Consider the following 1,652-nt stretch of genomic DNA (forward strand, 5'->3'; position numbering starts at 1 on the left):
ATTGTTGCGCTAGTTCTGATGTTACGGTTCCGTGTTGGTTACGGCCTCGAATGGCAACAGGCTGCATGGAGCGGACTGTTTCACTCAGTTTCGGCATTTAATAACGCCGGCTTCTCAATCCACGCCGACAGCGTCATGCGTTACGCTCCAGATGTGTTAGTACTCCTGCCGCTCATGTTGGCGATTTTTATCGGCGGCATAGGATTTCCAGTGCTGATGGACCTGCGAGACAAAACACGGTCGCCGCGCAGCTGGTCTCTGCATACAAAGCTGACGCTTGCAGTGACGGGCTTCCTACTACTCGTGGGCTTCCTTGGCGTCCTATTTTTCGAGTGGTCCAACGCAAGGACTCTTGGTGCAATGTCGGTACCTGATAAGGTTTTGTCGGCAGCGTTCACTTCGGTTTCGGCAAGGACTGCGGGATTCAATTCCATCGATTTCGCGGTGGCCAGTCGAGAAACATGGGCTCTACATTATCTGCTGATGTTCGTGGGAGCCGGCAGCGCCGGCACCGCCGGAGGCGTCAAGGTCGGCACGGTGGCGATTTTGTTTTTGCTGGTCATAGCAGAGATACGGGGTCAACCCGATAGCGAAGCGTTTGGTCGTCGAGTCGGCAGCCCAGCACAGCGTCAAGCGATTACTGTCCTGGTACTTGGTGGTGCAGTAGTAATCCTCGGGACTACTATATTGCTGTCTGTAAGCGATGCGTCGACCGACCGTATCATTTTTGAGGTGATTTCCGCTTTCGGTACGGTTGGCCTTTCGACAGGAATCACGGCCGATCTTCCTCCCGTGGGGCAATTTGTACTTGTTATATTGATGTATTTAGGCCGCATAGGAACGATCACCTTAGCGACTTCACTCATACTCGGTGAACGGCGAATGCCGTATCGCTTTCCAGAGGAGCATCCAATTGTTGGGTAGAATTTTCACAGAGCAGTTTGCATTTTCCGCCAGCGACAGTGTTTTGGTTATAGGCTTAGGCCGGTTCGGCAGCGCTGTTGCCCAGTCGCTTGTCCGCCTAGGTCATGACGTCATGGGGGTCGACAACAATGGCGAGCGTGTACAAGTTTGGGCAGATAAGCTAACCCACGCAGTGCAGGCCGACTCAACCAAAGAAAGCGTCATGCTTCAGCTGGGCGCTGCTGACTTTTCACATGCTATCGTAGCAATTGGAGGGGACATTGCAGCTAGCCTCTTAACACTGATGGTACTGACTGAATTGGGGATCAAGGACATTTGGGTCAAGGCTCTCGACCACGACCACGGCCAGTTAGCAAAAAAGATGGGGGCCCACCATGTGGTGATGCCTGAGGCAGACATGGGCGAGCGAGTAGCCCATCTGGTTACAGGGCGGTTGATCGACTTTCTGGAATTCGATGACGGGTTTGCCATCGCGAAGATCCACGCCCCTGTCATGACTCACAACAAATCGCTCACCGAGTCACGAGTTCGTGAGCAGTTCGGGGTAACAATTGTCGGCGTTAAGCGAGCAAATACGGACTTTCAGCACGCTACCCCCGAGACATCCGTACAACCTGCTGATCTACTCATTGTTTCCGGTCCCACGCGCAAGATTGAGTTATTTGCTAGCGGCACCAAAGCAAAAAAATAGGCATGTAGTGATAAGCAGGCCTGTTTCCGTGAGCGCA

The 1,652-nt window shown here is 53.1% G+C and carries 2 protein-coding genes; both read left to right on the plus strand.

Features of this window, described 5'->3' with window-relative positions; all coding sequences use genetic code 11:
- On the plus strand, positions 1 to 924 hold a 924-nt coding region (locus F2P46_RS35690; protein WP_166899236.1), incomplete at its 5' end, for a TrkH family potassium uptake protein.
- Complete coding sequence (locus tag F2P46_RS35695; protein WP_229509600.1) at positions 914 to 1,615, plus strand: TrkA family potassium uptake protein; 702 nt, start codon at positions 914 to 916, stop codon at positions 1,613 to 1,615. The genes F2P46_RS35690 and F2P46_RS35695, both read left to right, overlap by 11 nt.
- Positions 1,616 to 1,652 lie beyond the last annotated feature (37 nt).

The organism is Massilia sp. CCM 8734 (assembly GCF_011682155.1).
GTDB lineage: Bacteria > Pseudomonadota > Gammaproteobacteria > Burkholderiales > Burkholderiaceae_D > Telluria_A > Telluria_A rubra.